Annotated in this window: 23 protein-coding genes and 2 tRNA genes; 20 read left to right on the top strand and 5 right to left on the bottom strand. The window is 62.0% G+C overall.

Translation table 11 applies throughout. The features are described from left to right. Positions 1 to 196: 196 nt before the first annotated feature. On the top strand, positions 197 to 1,354 hold the full coding sequence (locus NGM06_RS11200; protein ID WP_254267042.1) for a pyridoxal phosphate-dependent aminotransferase: 1,158 nt from the start codon (positions 197 to 199) through the stop codon (positions 1,352 to 1,354). A 211-nt stretch (positions 1,355 to 1,565) separates the two neighbouring features. Here NGM06_RS11200 and lrpA1 read toward each other — a convergent pair whose 3' ends face one another. Next, complete coding sequence (gene lrpA1, locus NGM06_RS11205; protein ID WP_254267043.1) at positions 1,566 to 1,994, bottom strand: HTH-type transcriptional regulator LrpA1; 429 nt, start codon at positions 1,992 to 1,994, stop codon at positions 1,566 to 1,568. A 209-nt stretch (positions 1,995 to 2,203) separates the two neighbouring features. On the opposite strand from lrpA1, the gene NGM06_RS11210 reads away from it, so the two are divergent. Further along, entirely contained in the window at positions 2,204 to 2,410 is a 207-nt protein-coding gene (locus NGM06_RS11210; RefSeq protein ID WP_254267044.1) for a hypothetical protein, read from the top strand. Positions 2,411 to 2,477: 67 nt separating this feature from the next. On the opposite strand, the gene NGM06_RS11215 is transcribed toward NGM06_RS11210, so the two are convergent. Together NGM06_RS11215 and NGM06_RS11220 are read right to left on the bottom strand one after the other, a co-directional pair. After that, complete coding sequence (locus NGM06_RS11215; RefSeq protein WP_254267045.1) at positions 2,478 to 3,413, bottom strand: thiamine pyrophosphate-dependent enzyme; 936 nt, start codon at positions 3,411 to 3,413, stop codon at positions 2,478 to 2,480. A 2-nt stretch (positions 3,414 to 3,415) separates the two neighbouring features. Next, positions 3,416 to 5,314: a 2-oxoacid:acceptor oxidoreductase subunit alpha gene (locus NGM06_RS11220; RefSeq protein WP_254267046.1), complete on the bottom strand. Its 1,899-nt coding sequence runs from the start codon at positions 5,312 to 5,314 to the stop codon at positions 3,416 to 3,418. Positions 5,315 to 5,550: 236 nt separating this feature from the next. Here NGM06_RS11220 and NGM06_RS11225 point away from each other — a divergent pair, with 236 nt between their 5' ends. Both NGM06_RS11225 and NGM06_RS11230 read left to right on the top strand, forming a co-directional pair. After that, a complete protein-coding gene (locus NGM06_RS11225) occupies positions 5,551 to 8,916 on the top strand; it encodes a PKD domain-containing protein (protein WP_254267047.1) in 3,366 nt (1,121 codons plus the stop codon). After that, positions 8,913 to 9,845 carry a hypothetical protein gene (locus NGM06_RS11230; protein ID WP_254267048.1) on the top strand — a complete coding sequence of 311 codons (933 nt, stop codon included), beginning with the start codon at positions 8,913 to 8,915 and terminating at the stop codon, positions 9,843 to 9,845. Before NGM06_RS11225 ends, NGM06_RS11230 begins: the two co-directional genes overlap by 4 nt. Before the next feature lie 6 nt (positions 9,846 to 9,851). Here NGM06_RS11230 and NGM06_RS11235 read toward each other — a convergent pair whose 3' ends face one another. After that, positions 9,852 to 10,064, bottom strand: coding sequence for a DUF7976 family protein (locus NGM06_RS11235; protein WP_254267049.1), 213 nt, complete (start codon positions 10,062 to 10,064; stop codon positions 9,852 to 9,854). 3 nt (positions 10,065 to 10,067) lie between these two features. After that, a complete protein-coding gene (locus NGM06_RS11240) occupies positions 10,068 to 11,102 on the bottom strand; it encodes an Mrp/NBP35 family ATP-binding protein (protein WP_254267050.1) in 1,035 nt (344 codons plus the stop codon). Between the two features lie 141 nt (positions 11,103 to 11,243). On the opposite strand from NGM06_RS11240, the gene moaA reads away from it, so the two are divergent. The 16 genes from moaA to NGM06_RS11320 all read left to right on the top strand — a co-directional run bounded on the left by moaA (position 11,244) and on the right by NGM06_RS11320 (position 19,763). Continuing rightward, complete coding sequence (moaA, locus tag NGM06_RS11245; RefSeq protein WP_254267051.1) at positions 11,244 to 12,281, top strand: GTP 3',8-cyclase MoaA; 1,038 nt, start codon at positions 11,244 to 11,246, stop codon at positions 12,279 to 12,281. 95 nt (positions 12,282 to 12,376) lie between these two features. Beyond that, the gene (locus NGM06_RS11250; RefSeq protein WP_254267052.1) at positions 12,377 to 12,685 is read left to right on the top strand and encodes a hypothetical protein; all 309 of its coding nucleotides are present in this window, start codon (positions 12,377 to 12,379) and stop codon (positions 12,683 to 12,685) included. 145 nt (positions 12,686 to 12,830) lie between these two features. Continuing rightward, a tRNA-Ser gene (locus NGM06_RS11255) sits at positions 12,831 to 12,915 on the top strand. 18 nt (positions 12,916 to 12,933) lie between these two features. Beyond that, positions 12,934 to 13,455: a 30S ribosomal protein S13 gene (locus tag NGM06_RS11260; RefSeq protein ID WP_254267053.1), complete on the top strand. Its 522-nt coding sequence runs from the start codon at positions 12,934 to 12,936 to the stop codon at positions 13,453 to 13,455. Beyond that, positions 13,455 to 13,979 carry a 30S ribosomal protein S4 gene (locus NGM06_RS11265; RefSeq protein WP_254267054.1) on the top strand — a complete coding sequence of 175 codons (525 nt, stop codon included), beginning with the start codon at positions 13,455 to 13,457 and terminating at the stop codon, positions 13,977 to 13,979. Before NGM06_RS11260 ends, NGM06_RS11265 begins: the two co-directional genes overlap by 1 nt. Continuing rightward, positions 13,976 to 14,368, top strand: coding sequence for a 30S ribosomal protein S11 (locus NGM06_RS11270; protein ID WP_128477869.1), 393 nt, complete (start codon positions 13,976 to 13,978; stop codon positions 14,366 to 14,368). Before NGM06_RS11265 ends, NGM06_RS11270 begins: the two co-directional genes overlap by 4 nt. Positions 14,369 to 14,371: 3 nt before the next feature. Continuing rightward, a complete protein-coding gene (locus NGM06_RS11275) occupies positions 14,372 to 15,118 on the top strand; it encodes a DNA-directed RNA polymerase subunit D (protein ID WP_254267055.1) in 747 nt (248 codons plus the stop codon). A 164-nt stretch (positions 15,119 to 15,282) separates the two neighbouring features. Then, positions 15,283 to 15,367, top strand: a tRNA-Leu gene (locus NGM06_RS11280). Between the two features lie 33 nt (positions 15,368 to 15,400). Beyond that, positions 15,401 to 15,754, top strand: coding sequence for a 50S ribosomal protein L18e (locus NGM06_RS11285; protein ID WP_254267056.1), 354 nt, complete (start codon positions 15,401 to 15,403; stop codon positions 15,752 to 15,754). After that, positions 15,751 to 16,188 (top strand): 50S ribosomal protein L13, encoded by a 438-nt coding sequence (locus tag NGM06_RS11290; protein WP_163521269.1) that lies wholly within the window; start codon positions 15,751 to 15,753, stop codon positions 16,186 to 16,188. The genes NGM06_RS11285 and NGM06_RS11290 overlap by 4 nt, the downstream gene beginning before the upstream one ends. Beyond that, on the top strand, positions 16,182 to 16,580 hold the full coding sequence (locus NGM06_RS11295) for a 30S ribosomal protein S9 (protein WP_254267057.1): 399 nt from the start codon (positions 16,182 to 16,184) through the stop codon (positions 16,578 to 16,580). Before NGM06_RS11290 ends, NGM06_RS11295 begins: the two co-directional genes overlap by 7 nt. A 47-nt stretch (positions 16,581 to 16,627) precedes the next feature. Further along, positions 16,628 to 16,828 (top strand): DNA-directed RNA polymerase subunit N, encoded by a 201-nt coding sequence (locus NGM06_RS11300; protein WP_163521271.1) that lies wholly within the window; start codon positions 16,628 to 16,630, stop codon positions 16,826 to 16,828. Further along, positions 16,828 to 17,007, top strand: coding sequence for a DNA-directed RNA polymerase subunit K (locus tag NGM06_RS11305; protein WP_254267058.1), 180 nt, complete (start codon positions 16,828 to 16,830; stop codon positions 17,005 to 17,007). The genes NGM06_RS11300 and NGM06_RS11305 overlap by 1 nt, the downstream gene beginning before the upstream one ends. Then, positions 17,004 to 18,215: a phosphopyruvate hydratase gene (gene eno / locus NGM06_RS11310; RefSeq protein WP_254267059.1), complete on the top strand. Its 1,212-nt coding sequence runs from the start codon at positions 17,004 to 17,006 to the stop codon at positions 18,213 to 18,215. The genes NGM06_RS11305 and eno overlap by 4 nt, the downstream gene beginning before the upstream one ends. Continuing rightward, positions 18,212 to 19,003 (top strand): 30S ribosomal protein S2, encoded by a 792-nt coding sequence (gene rpsB / locus NGM06_RS11315; RefSeq protein WP_254267060.1) that lies wholly within the window; start codon positions 18,212 to 18,214, stop codon positions 19,001 to 19,003. The genes eno and rpsB overlap by 4 nt, the downstream gene beginning before the upstream one ends. 166 nt (positions 19,004 to 19,169) lie before the next feature. Then, complete coding sequence (locus tag NGM06_RS11320; RefSeq protein ID WP_254267061.1) at positions 19,170 to 19,763, top strand: hypothetical protein; 594 nt, start codon at positions 19,170 to 19,172, stop codon at positions 19,761 to 19,763. The last annotated feature ends 9 nt before the right edge of the window (positions 19,764 to 19,772 follow it).

Raw genomic sequence — 19,772 nt, forward strand, 5'->3', positions numbered from 1 at the left:
CCCCGTGATGCAACGCCCGGATACGATTCCCTTGTTGTTAATTACCGCGGTCAAAGACAACGTCTCACAAGTAATATTATCGGCCGGTCGCCGCTCTCAATATCGGTATCGTCGTAGGTACTACGTCCGGGGCACCCCGGCAAATACTGACTGTCACATCGAAGCTTTATATGCCTAGTCCCGTTCTCCACTGCACATGGTATCGGAGCGCGCGACTCGGACGACCCCGTTCGCCGCGATGGACGTACTCGAACGGGCCAATCGCATGGACGACGTGGTACATCTCGAAGTAGGCGAACCCGACTTCGACACACCCGCAGCAGTCACCGAGGCAGCAGTCGCGGCGCTCCGCGCAGGCGAGACGAGTTACACCTCCTCGAAGGGCAAACCGGAACTCCGACGCGCCATCGCGGACTACTACGACCGGCAGTACGGCGTAGACGTTTCGCCCGAGCGCATCGTCGTCACCTCCGGGTCCTCGCCCGCGCTCTTGCTGGCGTTCTCGACGCTGGTGGACCCCGGCGACGAGGTGGTCCTGACCGACCCCTACTACGCCTGCTACCCGAACTTCGTCCGCCAGACCGGCGGCCGCATCTCGACGGTGCCGCTGTCGGCCGACGAGGGGTTCCGGCCCCGCGTGAGCGAGTTCGCCCGCGCGATAACCTCTGATACGGAAGCGCTCTTGCTCAACTCGCCCGCGAACCCGACCGGCGCGGTCCTCGACGGCGGAACGCTGGAGGAACTGGTGGGACTGGCCGACGAGGCGGACGCGACCGTAATCTCCGACGAGGTGTACCACGGCCTGACCTACGAGGGCGAGGACCACACCGTGCTGGAGTACACCGACGACGCGTTCGTCCTCGACGGTTTCTCCAAGCGGTTCGCCATGACCGGGTGGCGACTCGGGTGGATGGTCGCGCCGCCGGAGTACGTCGGGCACGTCAACCGAATCGCCCAGAACACGCTCATCTGCGCGCCCAACTTCGTCCAGTCGGGCGGTATCGCGGCGCTCGAATCCGGCGCGGACTTCCTCGACGAGGTCCGGAACACCTACCGCGAGCGCCGGGACTACCTCGTGAGCGAAGTCGAGGACTGGGGCCTGAGCATGGGGTACACGCCGGGCGGGGCGTACTACCTGCTCGTGGACGTGAGCGACCTGCCGGGCGACGCCTTCGACGCCGCGGACTTCTTCCTCGAAGACGCTGGCGTGGCGATGACGCCCGGGCCGGACTTCGGGACGAACGCCGAGGAGTGCCTCCGAGTGTCGTACGCCAACAGCGCCGAGCGACTGGCCGAGGCGTCCGAGCGCATCCAGCGCGCTCTGGAGTCCGTCGAGATATCGGCCGCGGACTGACGGGGCCTCCTGACGTTCGGCGTGGAGACGTGGTTCGAGTTACGGGCGGACGGTTCTCCGTCGTACGTGCCGACGATTTTCTATCGTTTGTGCAGTCGGTGGTCCGAGAACCGGTGATATCGAGAGACTCGGCACTCAGCGTCCCGACGAACAGTTCGGCTTCGATGCGGAACGCGGTGTCCACCCCGAGTGAATCGGTTAGTCCGCGGCGCTACTTCAGTCGCTCTTGGAGGAACGACGGGTGTGCGGCCGTCACGCCTTCGATGTCGAGAATCTTCCCGCTGATGACGTCTCCGACCGCGTCCCCGTCCGCGGCGCGGACTTCGGCCATGAGCATGTGGTCGCCCGACGAGGAGTAGAGGGTCTCGACCTCGTCCAGATTCTTCAACTCCCGAGTCGCTTCGACGTACTCCTCGCTGGCGACGTCGATACCCACCATCGCGATGGACTTGCTGGAGAGTTTCTTCGGGTCGATTTCGGCGGAGTACCCCACGATGACCCCCTCCTCCTCCAGTTTCTCGATGTACTTCCGGACCGTGGGCTTCGAGACGTTCGCCCGGTCGGCTATCTCGGCGTAGGACGCCTGAGCGTCCTCTTCGAGGACCGACAGAATGCGGTCCTCCGTAGACTGCGTACTCATTACCAGTCTATTTCGGATACGGGAAAAAATACCTTCCGAATGGAAAAACGGTTTGCGTTCCGACCGAACGCCGGTTCGACTCGGTCGGTCGGGGCCTGATTCGCCGGTGAGCGCTGGAATGGCTCGTTACGTCCGACGAACGACTGCAACCCGTCGAACGATGTGGAACGGTGCGGTCCTTTTTCGGACACCGCGACCGAAGCGGTCGCATGGCACGACGCTCGCGCCGACGATTCCTACAGGTCTCGCTCGCTGGACTCGCCGCCGGTCTCGCCGGATGCGGCATGCCCGGCGGCGGAGAGGAAGGCGGAGAAGAGGGAGGCGGCGAAGAGGGTGGCGGCGGAGAGGAAGGCGGCGAAGAAGAAGGCGGAGAAGAGGAAGGAAGCAGGGCCGTACCCGTCGCTCCCGACGAGTGAGGCCGTCGCTGTCGGTATTCCAGTAGTCGCGGAAAAATCGTAAAGCGACGGCTCCGACGACTCGACGTTACTTGTGGCGGTCGAGCAGGTCGTAGCTACGCTCCCACTCGTAGTCCTCGTCGAAGTACCGCTCGGCCAGCGGTTCCTCGGGCATGTCGCCCGTGGCCTGCTTCTCCTCCTGATAGGACGGACGGTCCTCGTCGTGGTAGAACCGACCGGTCAGGACCTCGCCCTCGTAGAGCGCGTCCTCGGCCTTCTGCATCATCTCCGAGGCCTCTCCGCGGTCGGTGATGTCGAAGTCGTAGTCGTCGCTGTCCTGCACGTCGATGTACGGGACGTACTGCTTGGCGTCCTTGTTCCACGTCGGGCACTGCGTGAGGAAGTCCACGTGGGCGAACCCGTCGTGTTCCATCGCCTCCGTGAGAATCTCCTTGGCCTGGTTCGGGTTGACCGCCGCGGTCCGGGCGACGTACGAGGCTCCGGAGGTCAGCGCGAGCGACAGCGGCCGAATCGGCTGCTTGGCGCTGCCGTGGGGCTGGGTCTTCGACTTGTGACCCTTCGGACTGGTCGGGGAGGTCTGGCCCTTCGTCAGCCCGAAGATCTCGTTGTCGAAGACGATGTAGGTCATGTCGTGGTTCTCGCGGGCGGTGTGCATGAAGTGGTTCCCGCCGATGCCGTAGCCGTCACCGTCGCCACCTGCCGCGATGACTTCGAGGTCGGGGTTGGCCATCTTCGCCGCGCGAGCGACCGGCAGCGAACGGCCGTGGATGGAGTGGAAGCCGTAGCTCCGGAAGTAACTCGACAGCTTCCCCGAACAGCCGATGCCCGTCACGAGGAGCGTCTCCTCGGGGTTACGACCGACTTCCGGCATGGCTTGCTTCAGCGCCTTCAGGACGCCGAAGTCGCCACAGCCCGGACACCACGTCGCCTGCGGCTCGATCTCCGGGGTGAACTCGTCTCGGTCTATCTCGCGGTCCTCGCCGATTGCGTTGAATACACTCATGGTTAATCACCCGTTGCGGATTCGATGCGAACGTTGTACTCGCTCAGGTCGGTCCCGTCGCCGATGCGACTCTCGAAGCCGGAGACGACTTCCTCCGGTTCGAAGGGGTTCCCGTCGTACTTGAGCAGGCTGTACAGCTTCTCGCCGAACCGACCGAGCTGGCCCTGAATGTGTCGGCGGAACTGGGCCGTCGCGTTCATCTCGACGACCAGCGCCTCGTCCACGCTCTCGAGGAACGCGGTCACTTCGTCCTTGGCGAACGGCATGATGTCGCTGACGTTCATCGCCTTGACGGAGTGACCGGCCTCGTTCAGTCGGTCCACCGCCTCCTCGGCGACGCCCTTCGTGGAACCGAAGCTGAGGATGCCGTAGTCAGCGTCCTCCGGACCGTAAACCGGTTGGTGGTCCGCGTTCTCCGCGAGTTCCTCGCGGATGGAGTCGAGCTTGGACATCCGGCGGTTCATCTGGAGGACGCGGTTGGTCGGGTCCTCGCTGATGTGGCCGACTTCGTTGTGTTCGTTACCGGAGGCGAGGTAGTTCCCGCCCTTCTGACCGGGGAGCGAGCGCGGACTGACGCCGCCGCGTTCGCCGTCGTCGTCGTACATGTACCGCTTGAACCGACCGGCTTCCTGCACGGCCGCTTCGAGGTCTTCCTCGGTGACGACGCTGCCGATGTCGGGGTTCGGCTCTTCGTCGAAGACTTCCTCGGGGACGGTCTGGTGGCCGCCCGAGAGTTTCTGGTCGTAGAGGACGATAGCCGGAATCTGGTACTCGTAGGCTATCTCGAAGGCCTTGCGGGTCTGCTCGTAACACTCGGCGGCGTCGCCGGGTGCGAACACGACGCGGTTGGAGTCGCCCTGACTCGTGTACAGGACGTGTTCGAGGTCGCCCTGTTCGGGCTTGGTCGGCATCCCCGTCGAACCGCCCGCACGCATCGACTCCACGAGGACGATCGGCGTCTCGGTCATCTCCGCGAGACCGAGCGGTTCGGACATCAGCGCGAACCCGCCGCCGGACGACCCGGACATCGCCTTCACGCCAGCGTGGCTCGCACCGATGGCCAGCGACGCCGCGGCAATTTCGTCCTCGACCTGCTCGGAGATTCCGCCCATGTCCGGCAGGTGCTGGGTCATGATGGTGAACACGTCGGTCCACGGCGTCATGGGGTAGCCCGAGATGAACCGACAGCCCTCGTCGAGCGATCCGTAGGCGATGCCGTGCGACCCGGAGACGAGGACCTGCTCCTCGTCGTGGCTTCCCGTCGGTGCGCGCAGGTCGTGCGTGTGCTCGTAGTCGTCCCGGACGGACTCGTAGGCCTCTTCGAGAATCTGGAGGTTCGCTTCGAGCACGTCGCCGCTCATCGCGTCCTCCATCAGGTCCTCGATGTACTGGAGGTCCATGTCGAGCAGCGCCGCAGTGGCACCGACGCCCGCGGTGTTACGCATGACCTCTCGACCGTGTTCCTTGGCGAGACCTCGGAGGTCGAGGTCGTAGACGTGCCAGTTGTTCTCCTCGACGCGCTCGTCGAAGTTCTCTATCTCGTCGGTGTCGAGCAGGCCCGTGTCGTACACGATGATGCCGCCCTCGCGGAGTTCGTCGAGGTTCTCGCTCAGCGGCTTTATCTCCTCGTTGCCGTAATAGGCCTCCTCTTGGGGGTTCCGGGCGAAACTGTCGCCCAGTGCGAGCAGGAAGTTGTAGCCGTCTCCCCGCGACTTTACCTCCTCGTCGCTCGCCCGAATCTCTACGTACGTATGGCCGCCGCGGATGCGCGACGGGTAGTGTCGGTGCGTGAAGACGTTCAGGCCCGAGCGCATCAGCGCTTTGGCGAAGTTCTGGCTCGTCGAGTCGATTCCGTCTCCGGAACCGCCCGCGATTCGCCAGATGAGTTCGTCGTTAGTCATATTGGTCTCTCACGGCCGTTAGGCCCAGTGATTGAAGATAAATCGGGGAATCAGTAAAGCCTTTGCTATAGATTAGCAAGGATTGTTCATGAGGGATACGAAGTAATGTCGGCTTTCTCATAAGTCTAGCCCCCGTGTTACCCTCTCGGCGCGTCCGTGTTTTCAAATCTTCTCCCGATTAATTGCCAAATCTGCAAACACTTACTTTATATGTAAAAAGGTGGCAAACAACCCGCATGTCGAAGTGGATGCTGGTCGCTCTCGTCGTGCTACTCGTCGTGACGCCCATCACTTCCGGAACACTCAGTCCAAAGGACGGTGCGCCTGCTAACGAGTCTCCGCTTGCAGACGCTGGACTCGACCAAGGAGTGAAGAAGGGTGCGACGGTGATGCTCGATGGCACTGGTTCTCGTGATCCGGACGGGCGAATCGAACGGTACAATTGGTCGATCCGAACGCCGAGCGACGAGACACTTGCCCCCGACTGTCCAACCTGTGCTCGAACGCGGTTCACGCCGAACGAGGTCGGTCGGTATCGCGTCACGCTCACGGTAACCGGCGATAGCGGTGCCACGAGTTCCGACACGCTCTACGTCGATGTCGCGCCCGGCAAAGGACCGACCATCTCCCTCTCCGGTCCGGACCGCCCGGACGCTGGTTCTACGGTGAACTACACTGCGAACCTCGATTCGGGGGCCGCTTCGCTCGAGTACGTCGTCTGGACTGCCGACGGTATCGTAATCGCCAACCACACGCTCTCGCCGGACCAAGAGTCCGACACGGCGAGCAAGCACTTCCCGACCGCGGGCGAACGCACGATTACGGCGACCGTCTACGACGCCGATAATCGATCGAGTACGGGGTCGATATCGGTCGATGTACTGACGGACCCACCGGACAGGTCGCCGGGAACGAACCCTCCCATCGCGAACCGGAGTTCACCGACGATAGGTGGCGATAAAATCGTCACAGGGGGAGAACCCCTCAGGGGTGAGTACGCCGTTCGCCTCGACGCAGACACTGACTCGATCAATTCCATCCAGTGGCGAAACGCGGCTGGCCGCGTCGGAGCTGGGAGGTCGATAACTCGAACGTGGAAACCCGGTGACCACGAACTGTACGCGGTGGTAACGTACACCGACGGATCGGAGAGCGTCGCCACGTTCGCCGACGGAACGACGACGGTCGTAGCCGACCCCAGACCGAGCGTTTCGGTCACGTCGCTCGACGGACACGGTTCCATCTCCGGCAGTGTAACGGGTATCGACGAGTATCGGAATCTGGACACACTCTCCGTACAGATCGACGGGGAGACCGTCGCAACTGCGCGCCCGACCCGGAATGGTCACCCCCGGTTCGATTTCGACCGTCGGCGGCAGGTCCATTTCTCACACACCGACTTTACGCCCGGCGAACAGCACTCGGTGACAGTTGTCGCTACCGACGAGCGCGGGCAGACGGCGCGCGTGAGTCGCGACGTCGTCCCTACCAAGAAACCGGAAGTCGTCCGGTCCGAGTTCGTCAACGACCCCGTCGATTCGTACCACCCGCGCATCGACCCGAAACGGTACGCAGCGCATCACGTATTCGAAATCGACCTGAACGGTGTCGATCCAAAGAACGTAGATGTAGATCTCCAAGGAGGTGATTCACCTATAAGCAGGGTTGAGACAGGGGATTACATGTTAACAAGGACAAATTCCAAAAATAAGGTCAAAATTCATAGCTACTGGTCAGGGAGATTCCCAAGAGAATATTATATAAATGCAGAATGGAGTGTGTCACAGAGGAATTCAAGATGGGAATGGGCTGGAAGTAACACTACAAAGTTCAAAGTCACCCCTAGCAAACCCGAACTTAGACTAAACATAGTCAACGATGGGACGAAGGAGTACATCACTAGAGAACACGGTATCCTAGTCGATGCTACCGGGTCGTTCGACCCCGATGGGACGAACCTCAAGTACATCTGGAGATACGGCGCTGAACCGACGAAACCCGACAACACGACGGCGAAGTTCAGCGCTTACGAGCGAGCAGCGAGTATCGTCGAGGACCAGTACGACCTGAGAACGAAGCGGAACTTCGACTTCCTTAACTACTTCGTACCGGACGTCTCGGAGAGTACCGTTCTCGGTGAAGGGCCGCACTATCAGAACGAGACGGTACGTGTCCGAGTGCAGACGGAACCGTACCACTTTTCGAAACAGACGTACTACCGCGACTTCTCGCTGGGAATCTCCGTGTCGAATCCCGCTGCGAACGTTGTCGAGTGGAAAACTGTCGAGGCGTCGAACAGTCGCCACTCCGAACCGACTGAAGACGCGTATCGATACGTCGGAATCGTCGAGATTCCTGCCGAGGAACTCTCGACCGCTTCCGAAGGACCGACAGTCACCATCTACAACGAGCAGAATACGAGAAAGAAGGCCCGTACGCAAATCCCAGAAATCGGTATTCTGGTCGAAGACGAACGGTACTGGTCCAACGTCTCCGTACAGGATCTCACGTACTTGGTGGAGAAACACAACGTAAGTAAAGTCCAAGTCAACGAGAGGGAACGACGCGATCAGTATCTCGAAGACGGATACCACGTCGAGAAAGTAGGGAACGACACGAGATACGTCCTCGAAAAGTGGACCAAAGTTCGAGACGCGAAGTACGAGAAGGTAACAAAGAGGTTCCCGGATAGACGTCAGCGGAACATGTTCCTCTCGTCGTCGCCATCTTGGTACCGTGATGGAACGGTCCGAAAAGAGGAGACGCGGACGAGGAAATACTCGAAGTGGTTCGACGCTTCGACGACGCCATCTCCCAGACGGTGGTTCGACTCGAATTTGCAGAACGGTGAACGAACCGGTGCGACGCGTGACGTCAAAGTCGAGTCCGCCGAATACAGGACGTTACGCCAGTACCGATACGAATACGATGTCCAACGGACGGGAACAAGAACGGAAACTCGCTGTAGCCTCCGATTTGGATGCCGTGACGTAACCGTGACGTACACGTACACGGTCACGAAGTCGTCGACGTACTGGGCCAGTTATGGTTACGGTGCTGGTCACACCTTTACGGGCAGAACGAAGCGACAGAAGGTCGAGGACGCAGTGTACGAAACACAGTTCGAAGTCCGGTATCAGACACAGTCTACCGAACTGGTCACGTACTACAACGTGGCGCGAGACGAACAAGTGCAACCCGCCCAGTACGAGTGGAGAGGGAAGGCATCGACGATGAACTACGTCGCTGCCCGGAAGCAAGCGAGAACTAGCGATAGTTGGCGAATCGCAAGGGAGACCGTGAAGAAATGGACTCTCGTTCGTAACGAGAGTACGTCGTCCTTCTGGACTTCTGTGTACTCGAACGAGAGTGAAGTGGTGAAGACGAAGGCAGTAGTCGCCGGTGAGTTTACGAAGCAATACTACAACTCGAAGACAGGCGAACTTGTCAAAGGGACAAACTATCGTTCGTTGGAACTCGTATATCCAACAGCGAGACAGAGCGAATTCATAATAGAAAAATTAACCAAGGAACGAGGCGGTAGTAAGTGGTGTGAAATAAAGGCTGCTTGCCCAAAGCAGAAAATCTACCTACTGACATGAACTGGAAAACTTCGTACGTCGTCGCGTTGATGATACTCGCTCTACTAACTTGCTTACAAGTTGGTGCGATAGACACGGGATACCCCAACAATACCGAGACACCGGCAGAGGTTTCGTCGTCTGGTGGCGTCGAATATCGCGTTTCACTCGATGCCAACGCCTCCACAGTATTGGTCGAGTACGAGAATCCGTCTGACGATGAAATCGAACATGCAAGATATAGTATTACAGTTGATAAACAGCGGGTTTATGCAGAGAATTTCAACCTCTCCGAAGGCGAACACCGAACGAAGCGGATAAACATCACGTCGGGGATAAACGTCAATCGGGACGAGCACACTGTCACGTTCTCGACCTTCGGCGGCCACGCGTATCTCAACTTCACCCGTGATATCGACTCCGCCGACTCGGGTCAGATACCGACGCCGTACATCTCGGACGTGAACGTCACGAAGGGAACAGTCGATGGTGAGCCGTCTGCAGTCGCCAAGGTGACCCTCGTGAACCCCTCGGACCAACTCTACGGGACCAAACTCATGGTCCACACTACCGGGACCGACGGAAGTTACTATCCCGCGTCGGTCAGACCGGGTGACTCGCGGACCATCACGGTCGAACTCCTCGACGGTCGCGATGCGAAAATTGCGGGCGAGGCGCGCCTTTACACGGGCAACATGACGACGAGAGAGGGCGCTATCGACCAAGTCGAGTTCGCCGGGCAAAGGGGGACGGAGACTCGCGTGTGGGACAGTTCGTACGAACCTGTAAAACCGACGTGGATGGACGACCACTACCAGTATCACAACGACAGTTACGCTCGAAGTCGCGTCGAGAAAATCAGCGGCGGACACGAAGTGGCTGGCGTCCCACTGGCGTATCTTGCTGTCGCAGTCCTCGTCGGGTTGGTAGTCCTCCGGAGACTTCGCTGAAACGACCTACGACTCCTTCGTGCGGATAATCTCGCGCATGTTGACGTAGATGTCTCGCGGCGAGGTTTCCTCGTCGGGGTCGTAGAGGTCACTCACGCGGTAGAGAATCGCGGCGACTAGCTTGCTCTCCGAACTCTCACCGCGAATTTCCTCGCCGATTTCACGGAGCGTCTCTGCACGCTCTTCGTCCGGTCCGTAGGTGCCTTCGTCGTGCGACATGGTTCAGCGTTGTTGGCGTCGCCTGATAACGCCGACGTTGTTGGCGACGTTCTCGGTCAACACGCGGAAGGCGTCGCCGGTCTCGCTGTCCTCGTCCAGCACGATGGGCTTGCCCTCGTCGCCGCCGGTACGGACCGACGGGTCGATGGGGATGGACCCGAGGAACGGCATGTCGTTCTCCTCGGCGAACTTCGCGCCGCCGCCCCGGCCGAAGATGTCGTGTTCGGACCCGCAGTCGGGGCACCTGAACGTGGACATGTTCTCGGCGATGCCGAGGACGTTGGTGTCGTGCTTGCCGAACATCCGCAGTCCCTTCCGGGCGTCGTCGATGGCGACCTCCTGAGGCGTCGTCACGATGACCGCGCCGGTGACCGGGACGCTCTGGAGGAGCGTGAGCTGGGCGTCGCCGGTCCCCGGCGGGAGGTCCACCACCATGTAGTCGAGGTGGCCCCATTCCACGTCTTCCCAGAGCTGAGTGAGGACCTTGTGGACCATCGGACCGCGCCAGATGACCGGGTCGTCCTCGCCGACGAGGAAGGCCATGCTCATGAGTTTCACGCCGAACTGCTCGGGCGGAATCATGGTCTCGTCCTCCGTTGCCTTCGGCACTTCGTCGGCGTCCACCATCCGGGGGACGTTCGGGCCGTACACGTCGGCGTCGAACAGACCGACGCGAGCGCCGAGTTGCGAGAGACCCGCCGCGATGTTGACCGCGACGGTGGATTTACCGACGCCGCCTTTCCCGGAGGCGACCGCGATGATGTTCTTGACGTTCGGTAGAACTTGCTCGTCCGCGGAGACGTCCTCGTCTACGCGGGCCGAGAGTTCGACCTCGACGCCGTGGTCAGACAGGACTTCCCTGACTCGGTTGGCGATTTGAGTCTCGTTAGGCGAGTACGGTGCGCCCAGCGCCAGCGATACAGTGGCGGTGTCGCCGTCGACCGACACGTCGTTGACGAGACCCAGCGAGACGATGTCGTCCCGGAGGTCCGGGTCTTCGACCTCTCGCAGCAAGTCGCGTACCTCTGATTCGTCCATGCCGGGATATTTGGGCCGAGGAGTCGATAAGCCTTGTCAACTCTCGGGTTGGTTCCGGTGATTCACGTAACCGAAATCGGTTTCGTCAGTCCCGTTTTCGACAGCGATTTTAAGGACTCTCACACGAAACCTTCAGAAGTAATGTTGGAGGACGATTTCGGGCGTGAGGTCTCGGGCGTTCGGGTCTCGCTCACTGACCGGTGTAACTTCGACTGCGTCTACTGCCACAACGAGGGATTAGGCGACACGCGCGGTCCGATGGACCCCCAAGACGACGAGATGACCGCCGACGAAGTCGTCCGATTCCTGGAGGTCGCCAGCGAGTTCGACGTGGGGAAGGTCAAGTTCACCGGTGGCGAACCGATGCTCCGCCAAGACCTCGAGGAAATCATCCGACGGACGCCCGACGAAATGGAGGTCTCGCTCACGACCAACGGAACGTTCCTCCCCGGTCGCGCGCCCGAACTCGTGGAGGCCGGGTTAGAGCGCGTGAACGTTTCGCAGGACGCGCTCGATCCCGAAGCGTTCGCGGAGGTCACACAGAGCGGAGCCTACGACAAGGTCATCGAAGGGGTCCACGCCGCCGTGGACGCCGGTCTCGACCCAGTCAAGTTGAACATGGTCGTGTTCGAGCACACGGCGGGCTACGTCGAGGAGATGGTCGAGCACGTCGCCGAGAACGACGGTCTTCAGTTGCAACTCATCCAGTACATGCCGGAACTCACCGGCAAGCCCGAGTGGAACATCGACATCCAGCGCGTCCACGATTGGCTGACCGACATCGCCGACGAAGTGGAGACCCGCGAGATGCACAACCGCCGCCGGTACTGGGTGAGCGGAACCGCGTCCGGCGAGAGCGGCGGTGAGCGAACCGAGGGTTCGCGCTCCCCGTCGGACTCGTCCGACGGTGGGATGGTCGAAATCGTGGACCCCGTCGAGAATCCGCAGTTCTGCGCGAACTGTCACCGGGTGCGCGTCACGCACGAGGGATATCTCAAGGGGTGCCTGAATCGCAACGACGACCTCCGCTCGATGGGCGAGATGACCAAGGACGAGATCCGGGAGACGTTCCGAGAAACGGTGGCCAACCGCGTGCCGTACTACGGCGAGTACATGGTTCGGGGCGACGACGACGAGTGGGAAATCAACGACGAGTACGTCGGTAACGCCGAGGCCTGACTCCGCTCGCGTCCGAATCGTTCCTTTCGTAGAGACCTGTCCGTTACGACCGACCGGCCCGCACGCTTAACCTCGGTTCCGGTGAAGTCCGACCCATGAGCGAACCCGAACTCGTCGCGCCGTTCGCGGAGGCCGAACAGAACGACCGCGTTCGCGTCACGCTCTCGGACGGAACTACTTTCGAGGGCCCCGTGAGTCCCATCGACTACGTGCCAGAGGAGTCGCTCAGGGTCGAAGTCCGTCCGGAGGAGGGGACGACCGAACGCTACGAGATATCTGCAAAGTACGACGACGGCTGGAGCGAGCTGGCGGTTCGAGGCGTCTCGATGGAAGGTGAGGACTCCGAGTGGAAGGAACTCGGCGAGGTCGAATCGGTCGAGTTCGCGGGTGAGAACGACGACTAAAACTGCGACACGGCGGACGAGTGAGACGCCGTCCCGGAGCAATGGCGTTTCGTTGTATTTATATACCCGTCGCCGGTACGTTTACTCGCAAACCTGTAGGGGCGCCGGGTCCCGAGTCCGGAAGGGCGACAGTGAATGCAAGCGTGTCGAGGTAGCCTAGTCTGGCCCACGGCGCAGGGTTGCTAACTCTGTGGCGTCAAGCCTCGAGGGTTCAAATCCCTCCCTCGACGCTTTCCAGAATCCAAACTATGAGCACGGAAGAACCACAGGAGGAAGACGAGGACCTCCAGTACTTCGTCCGCATCGGGAAAACGGACCTCGATGGGACGAAGTCGGTCGAACGGTCCCTGAGCGAACTGAACGGGATCGGTCGCCGAGCGGCGCGAATTATCGCCGACGAAACCGGCGTAGACCGCACGGCGACGTTCGGCCGCCTCGACGACGACGTAATCGAACGCGTCGTCGAGGCCGTCGAGAACTTCGGCGACGAGGTCCCTGAATGGCTCGCGAACCACCGCAACGAGTACTTCTCCGGCGAGACGACCCACCAGACGGGCAACGACCTGAGCATGACCCGTCGGCAGGACATCAACCGGATGAAGATGATCGAATCGTACAAGGGCGTCCGCCACAAGCGCGGCCAGAAGGTCCGCGGTCAGCGGACCCGCTCGACGGGCCGTACCGAAGGCACCATCGGCGTCAACGTCGAGGAGATCAAAGAGGAGCAGGCGGCCGAAGAGGCCGCCGAAGAAGAGGGTGGTGAGGAATAATGGCGCTCGGACAGAACACGAAGTTCTACGAGACGCCCAACCATCCGTTCCAGGGCGAACGTATCTCCGAGGAGCGCAGCCTCGTGGACCGCTACGGCCTGCAGAACAAGCAGGAACTCTGGCGCGCCCAGAGCCAACTTCGCGGCTACCGCCGCGAAGCCCGGAACGTCCTCGCCCAGCAAGCACAGGGTGACGACGAGGTCACCGGCGGCGAGGAGTTCGTCGCCCACCTCCAGCGAATCGGCGTCCTCGACGACGGCGACGAACTGGACGACGTGCTGCTGCTCGACGTGACCGACGTGCTGGAGCGCCGTCTCCAGACCGTCGCCTACCGGAAGGGTCTCGGCAACACGCCGAACCAAGCGCGACAGTTCGTCGTTCACGGACACGTTACCGTGGACGGTCAGCGAGTGAAGGCTCCCTCGTACAAGGTCGAAGTGGACGAGGAAGCGACCGTCGCGTTCGACGAGAACAGTCCCCTCGCGGACGAACTGCACCCCGAACGAGCGGAGGGTAACGAATGAGCGCAAACGACGACGAAAAATGGGGCGTAGCCCACGTTCACGCATCGTTCAACAACACCATCATCACGGTCACTGACCTGACCGGTGCGGAGACCATCGCCAAGTCCAGCGGCGGGACGGTCGTCAAGCAGAACCGCGACGAGTCCTCGCCGTACGCCGCGATGCAGATGGCCGAGACGGTCGCCGAGGAGGTCAAGGCCGCGGGCATCGACGGCGTTCACGTCAACGTGCGCGGTCCCGGCGGCAATCTCCAGCAGAACCCCGGCCCGGGCGCGCAGGCGACTATCCGCGCCCTCGCGCGTGCCGGACTCGAGATCGGTCGCATCGAAGACGTGACCCCCATCCCGCACGACGGCACCCGCGCCCCCAAGGGCAAGAGTGGATTCTAACCCATGACAGGAGAGTACGAGGTCGAGTTCGTCGAACGCGGGGACCGAAAGGCTCGGTTCCTCGTTCGAGGCGTGACCCCGGCGTTCGCCAACGGGATTCGTCGAGCCATCGTCGCCGACGTACCGACCCTCTCCATCGAGACGGTTCGGATGGTGGAGAACTCGTCGGTGATGTTCGACGAGCAGATCGGTCTGCGACTCGGTCTCGTCCCTCTCAGCACGCCGCTCGGCGAGTTCGAGGAGGGCGACACCGTTACGCTCAGTCTCGACGTGTCGGGACCGAGTACCGCCTACTCGGGCGACCTCGTGAGTTCCGACGAGATGGTCCAACCGGCGGACGACAACGTCCCCATCATCGACCTCAAAGACGACCAGCGACTCGAACTCGAAGCCGACGCCGTCCTCTCGACGGGGAAGGACCACGCCAAACATCAGGGCGGCGTGGCCGTCGGCTACCGACACCTCCAGCGCGTGGAGGTCGTCGGCGACCGAGACGAGTACGACGAGGAGGAGACGAACATCCTCCGCGGCGTCATCGAGGACGACGGCGAACTGATCTCGACCGAGGAGTTCGACCACGACCTCACGAACCGCTACCCCGGTAAAGAGGTCGAGGTCCACGACGTGCCGAACGCGTTCGTGTTCCACGTCGAGACCGACGGGTCGCTGTCCATCGACGATCTCGTGACGGCGGCCGCCGCCTCGATCGGCGAGCGCGCGGACGAACTCGAAGAAGCGGTACAGCTATAGAACCATGCAGGGCACTTCAGACCACGTTTCGGCGTTCGCAAGCCTCCGAAAGTCGCAAGACTCCGTGACGGCCGGCGGCCGGGACGCCATCCAGACCGAAAGTGGTTTGAAGGGCCACCCACAACACACAGTTGCCCGCGAAGGGTTGCACGTGTGTTCTACGTGCAGGGATAGCCAAGTCAGGCCAACGGCGCAGCGTTCAGGGCGCTGTCTCGTAGGAGTCCGCAGGTTCAAATCCTGCTCCCTGCACTTCAGTTCTTATTCCCATCAGGAGGAAGTATTATGAGCAAGACGAATCCGAGGCTCACCAGTCTCATCGCTGACCTGAAGTCGGTGTCCCGCGATTCGGACGCCGACGTGTGGAGTACTGTCGCGGACCGCCTCGAGAAGCCACGGAGTACGCACGCGGAAGTCAACCTCGGTCGCATCGAGCGATACGCCGAGGAAGACGAGACCGTCATCGTACCCGGTAAGGTTCTCGGTAGCGGGGTCCTGCAGAAGACGGTAACTGTCGCCGCAGTGGACTTCTCGTCCAGCGCGGAGACCAAGATTCAGCAAGCGGACGGTGAGGCTCTCGAACTCGAACAGGCTATCGAACAGAAACCAGACGGCTCGAACGTGCGGGTGATCCGATGAGTCTCGCAGAATTCGACGCAGACGTAGTGGTCGACGCGCGCGACTGTATCCTCGGTCGCGTGGCGAGCCAGGTCGCACAGCGTGCACTCGACGGCGAACGCGTCGCGGTGGTCAACGCCGAAGACGCGGTCATCACCGGAAGCGAAGACGACGTGATGGAGACCTACGAGACGCGCGCCGAACTGGGGTCGGACAGCGGTCCGTACTATCCCAAGCGCCCCGACATGATCTTCAAGCGCGCCATCCGCGGGATGGTCCCGTACAAAGAGGACCGCGGCCGCGAGGCGTTCGAGAACATCCGAGTCTACGTCGGCAACCCGTTCGACGAGGACGGCGACGTCCTCGACGGCACGTCGCTGGACCGGCTATCGAACATTCGCTTCGTCCAACTGGGCGACGTCAGTGAAAATCTGGGTGCTAACGTCACATGGTAACCAACACGAGCGGAAAGAAGAAGACGGCCATCGCCCGCGCCACGGTCACGGACGGCGAGGGTCGCGTGCGAATCAACTCCCAGCCAGTCGAGCTGGTCGAACCGGAGACGGCACAGCTGAAGATGCTGGAGCCGTTCCGCATCGCGGGCGACGAGGCCCGCGACGACGTGGACGTGGAAGTCGACGTGCAGGGCGGCGGCATCAGCGGGCAGGCCGACGCGGTCCGCACCGCCATCGCCCGCGGCCTCGTCCAGTACACCAACGACGCCGAGCTTCGGGACGCGTTCATCGAGTTCGACCGGTCGCTGCTGGTCAACGACTCGCGGCGCTCCGAGCCCAAGAAGTGGGGCGGTCCCGGCGCTCGCGCCCGCTACCAGAAGTCCTACCGTTGATTACCATGACAGGAAACCCGCGGTTCCGAACGGAGACACGATAACCCATGATGGTACCAGTCCGCTGTTTCACGTGCGGCATGGTCGTCGGGGAGTACTGGGAAGAGTTCAAAGCACGGTCGGCGACGAAAGAGGGCGACGAGGACCCGGAGAAGGTCCTCGACGAACTCGGCGTCGAACGACAGTGCTGTCGCCGGATGCTCGTCTCGCACAAGGACCTCGTCGATATCGTCGCTCCCTACCAGTAATGGCTCAACAACGCTACTCCCGATACGAGAAAGCTCGAATTATCGGGGCACGCGCCTTGCAGGTGTCGTACGGCGCACCCGTGCTGACCGACACCGACCGGACCGAGCCGATACTCATCGCGGCCGACGAGTACGACGCTGGCGTCCTGCCGTTCACGGTGCGCCGAGGTGAGAAATGACGCTCGTCAGTGAGGTTCGGCTCCGACAGATTCTCGACTCCCGAGGCAATCGGACGGTCGAGGCCGACGTCGTCACCGAGAGCGGTGGGTTCGGTCGGGCGGCCGCACCGAGCGGCGCCTCGACTGGAGAGTACGAAGCCATCGAACTCGACCCGAGCGAGGCCATCGCCTCGGCTCGCGAACACGCCGTCCCGCGACTCGAAGGGTCGGTCTTCGTCGGCGACCAGCGCGACGTGGACCGCACGCTGCGAGCGGCCGACGGGACCGACGACTTCTCGGAGATCGGTGCCAACAGCGCCGTCGCCATCAGCATGGCGGCCGCGAAGGCCGCGGCCGACGTCATCGGTGCACCGCTGTATCAGCACCTCGGTGGCGCGTTCCGCGGTGAGGAGTTCCCGACCCCGCTGGGCAACGTCGTCGGCGGCGGCGAACACGCCGCGGACGCGACCGCGATTCAGGAGTTCCTCTCCGTGCCGGTCGGCGCTCCGAGCGTCCAAGACGCGGTGTTCGCCAACGCCGCGGTCCACAGCGCGGTCCACGACCTCCTCGACGAACGCGACATCGCCGCCGGAAAAGGCGACGAGGGTGCGTGGGCACCGTCCATCGACGACGACGAGGCGTTCGAAATCGTCGCGGAGGCCACAGACACCGTCGCCGACGAGTTCGGCTTCGACGTGAGATTCGGGTTGGACGTGGCGGCCTCGGAGATGTACGACGACGACGCCGAGGAGTACGCCTACCGCGACACGACTCGCTCGACCGACGAGCAGATCGACTACATCGCGGACCTCGTGGACGAGTACGACCTCGCCTACGTGGAGGACCCGCTGGACGAGAACGACTACGAGGGCTTCGCCGAGTTGACCCAACGGGTCGGCGACCGGACGCTCGTCTGCGGCGACGACCTGTTCGTCACCAACGTCGAGCGCCTCCGGGCCGGAATCGAGCAGGGTGCCGGTAACAGCATCCTGGTCAAACCCAATCAGATCGGGACGCTCTCGGACGCCGTGGACGCCGTGGAACTCGCGGTCGAGAGCGGCTACGAGCCGGTCATCTCCCACCGGAGCGGAGAGACCGAGGACACGACCATCGCACACCTCGCCGTGGCGACCGGCGCACCGTACATCAAGACGGGCGCGGTCGGCGGCGAGCGAACTGCCAAACTGAACGAACTCATTCGCATCGAGCAAAACGTTTCGAGATTATGAGCGAGAACGAATCCGAAGAGGTAGACGACGAAGGACTCGACGCCGCGGAATCGGAGATCGACTCCGAACCCGAGGGCGCTGGCGGCGCGGAGCCGGCAGAGCAGCCCGACGAGGACGTGGCGGCGCAGGCCGACGACGAACAGGCAACCGAAGACGTGGAAGACGAGGGACCGAACCTCGACGAAAACGTGATGGAAAACCAGGAGGAGGCCGACCTCCTCATCCCCGTCGAGGACTACCTCGGCGCTGGCGTCCACATCGGGACTCAACAGAAGACGCAGGACATGGAGCGGTTCATCCACCGCGTTCGCACGGACGGACTGTACGTCCTCGACGTGTCCCAGACCGACCAGCGCATCCGGACGGCGGCGGACTTCCTCGCCAACTACAACCCGGAGCAGATTCTGGTGACGAGTTCGCGTCAGTACGGTCGCTTCCCCGCAGAGAAGTTCGCGGAAGCGGTCGGCGCGCGCGCCCGGACGGGTCGGTTCATCCCCGGTACGCTCACCAACCCCAAGTACGAAGGCTACATCGAGCCGGACGTGCTGGTCGTCACCGACCCCATCGGTGACGCGCAGGCCGTCAAGGAGGCCATCACGGTGGGCATCCCGGTCATCGCGATGTGCGACTCCAACAACAACACCAGTAACGTGGACCTCGTGGTCCCGACGAACAACAAGGGTCGAAAGGCACTGTCGGTCGTCTACTGGCTTCTCGCCAACGAGACGCTCGACCGCCGCGGTGCCGAACCGACGTACGGTCTCGACGACTTCGAGAGCGAGATTTAAGCGACGTTTTTGGGTTTCGTTTGCGGGGTTTTTCGTTCACCATGTTCCGTAGCGACGCGTCCGAACGTACGCAGCGTCCGGTACTCCCGGAAACGCGACGCCCGGTGCGGTCCAGTTGGCCACCCTACTTTTGCGTCACGAGGTGGTGGTCGCCCCGTGGAGACCAATGAGTAACGACGACATCGTCTCAGGACTGACCGGCGGCGAGTCGCGGCGTCGATTCCTCAGGAACGGAACGCTAGCGGCCGTCGGGGCGAGTATCGTCGGGTCCGGACGCGTCGCCGGACAGGACGAAGACGACGGTGACGACGAGAACATCAACGTGGACGACGAGGTGTTCAAGATCGGGACGTTCCAGAACGACTTCCGTCCGCAAGCGAAGTTCGTCATCGTGTCGGACGTCATCGACTGGACCCCCGACGTTCCGGAGAACCTCGGCACGTCGCTGAACGAGTACAACACACACATGGTGGTGTACCTGAACACCGGCGAGCGCGTTCCGATGTTCATCATCGAACAGGCCGAACTCACCGCCGAGTACGCGTCCGAACAGGGGTACTTCGTGGATCCGAACGACGACGCGACCGACGGGTTCTACCAACCGCAGGTGTACGAGACCAGCAACGACTACTCGCTGTACGAACAGACCGACCGCATCGTCACGCTACAGGCCAGTCCACTGGAGGAGGACGCGGAGAATCACATCTTCTCGGGTGAGGGACTGGATAGCCGCGAGGAGTTCCAGCAGTTCCTCTTCTGACGCGGGCCG

Source organism: Halorussus aquaticus (genome assembly GCF_024218795.1).
Lineage (GTDB): Archaea > Halobacteriota > Halobacteria > Halobacteriales > Haladaptataceae > Halorussus > Halorussus aquaticus.